This is a genomic window from Jatrophihabitans sp. (genome assembly GCF_036388195.1).
In the GTDB taxonomy this organism is placed as follows: domain Bacteria; phylum Actinomycetota; class Actinomycetes; order Mycobacteriales; family Jatrophihabitantaceae; genus Jatrophihabitans_A.
The window spans coordinates 1-1,562 of the sequence record NZ_DASVSG010000116.1 but is presented as its reverse complement, the minus strand read 5'-3'; the positions used below and the strand labels follow the sequence as shown (position 1 = coordinate 1,562).

Annotated in this window: 2 protein-coding genes; both read right to left on the bottom strand. The window is 69.4% G+C overall.

Annotated elements, in window-relative coordinates; all coding sequences use genetic code 11:
• Positions 1–1,107: UDP-N-acetylglucosamine 1-carboxyvinyltransferase (locus VF612_RS11900; RefSeq protein WP_408660069.1), on the bottom strand; the 1,107-nt coding region annotated here is incomplete at its 3' end.
• Positions 1,108–1,331: 224 nt separating this feature from the next.
• The coding region (nadA, locus tag VF612_RS11895; RefSeq protein WP_408660068.1) for a quinolinate synthase NadA at positions 1,332–1,562 on the bottom strand (231 nt) is incomplete at its 5' end.

The following is a 1,562-nucleotide window of genomic DNA, read 5'->3' as shown; positions in this document are numbered from 1 at the left end:
GTCGCGGTAGACCTGGATGGTGGCGCCCATCTTGTTCAGCGCCTCGGTGTAGCCGAGGCGCTGCTCGTACACCGTCTCGTGCACGATCGACAGGCCGCGGGCCTGGGTCAGCGCGACCACCAGCGGCTGCTGCCAGTCGGTCATGAACCCGGGGTGTACGTCGGTCTCCAGCGCCACGGCCTTCAGCTCGCCGCCGGGGTGCCAGAACCGGATGCCGCCCTCCTGGCCGAGCACGCCGGTACGCGACGTCCGGGCGTCGGTGATCTCGAACTCACCGCCGATGGAGCGGAAGACGTTCAGGAAGGTCATCATGTCGGCCTGCTGGGCGCCGAGCACCTCGACGTCGCCGCGGGTGGCGAGCGCGGCGGCCGCCCAGCTCGCCGCCTCGATCCGGTCCGGGATCGGGCGGTGGTGGTAGCCGTGCAGCTTCGGCACGCCGTGGATCTCGATCACCCGGTCGGTGTGCACGGTGATGATCGCGCCCATCTTCTGCAGGATGCAGATGAGGTCGACGATCTCCGGCTCGACGGCGGCGTTGCGCAGCTCGGTGACGCCCTCGGCCATCACCGCGGTGAGCAGCACCTGCTCGGTCGCGCCGACGCTCGGGTACGGCAGCTCCAGCTTGGTGCCGTGCAGCCCGTTGGGCGCGGTCAGGTGCATGCCCTCGGGCGCCTTGTCGACGATCGCGCCGAACTGGCGCAGCGCCTGGATGTGGAAGTCGATCGGGCGGGGGCCGATGTGGCAGCCGCCGAGGTCGGGGATGAACGCGTGACCGAGGCGGTGCAGCAGCGGCCCGCAGAGCAGGATCGGGATGCGGCTGGAGCCGGCGTGCACGTTGATCTCGTCGCTGCTGGCGCTCTCCACATTGGTGGGATCCATCACCAGCTCGCCGTCGTCGACGCCGTCGCTGACCTTCACGCCGTGCAGCTCGAGCAGCCCGCGGACGACCTCGACGTCGCGGATGCGCGGCACGTCGAACAGCCGGCTGGGGCTGTCCCCCAGCAGGGCGGCCACCATGGCCTTGGAGACGAGATTCTTGGCGCCACGGACCCGGATCTGTCCGTGCAGCGGCGTACCGCCGTGCACGATCAAGACGTCGTCGGTCAACGCAACCTCCAGGGTTGGGCGTCGGTGCCCAGTAGGGACCAGGGGGATGGGGCAGTGCCCACCGGTGAGCGGCGGGGCCGGCACGGGTGGGGGGACCCACGGCTGCCGCCCGGGCAGCATAGCGCTGAGTGACAAGTACGAAAATCGCACAACGCCCAGGCGGGCAGGAAACCCTGATGATCAGCCCATGCCAAACACGTACGGTGCTGCAACGTGACGACGAGTTACGGCAGGGCGAGCATCCGCTCCAGCGCGACCCGGGCGTGGTGGGCGGTGTCGCCATCGACGGTGATCTGGTTCGGCACCCGGCCGGCCACCAGCTCCTCCAGGGACCAGACCAGGTGCGGCAGGTCGATGCGGTTCATCGTCGAGCAGTAGCAGACCGTCTTGTCGAGGAACATGATCTGCTTGTCCGGGTGCGCCAGGGCCAGCCGGCGGACCAGGTTGAGCTCCGT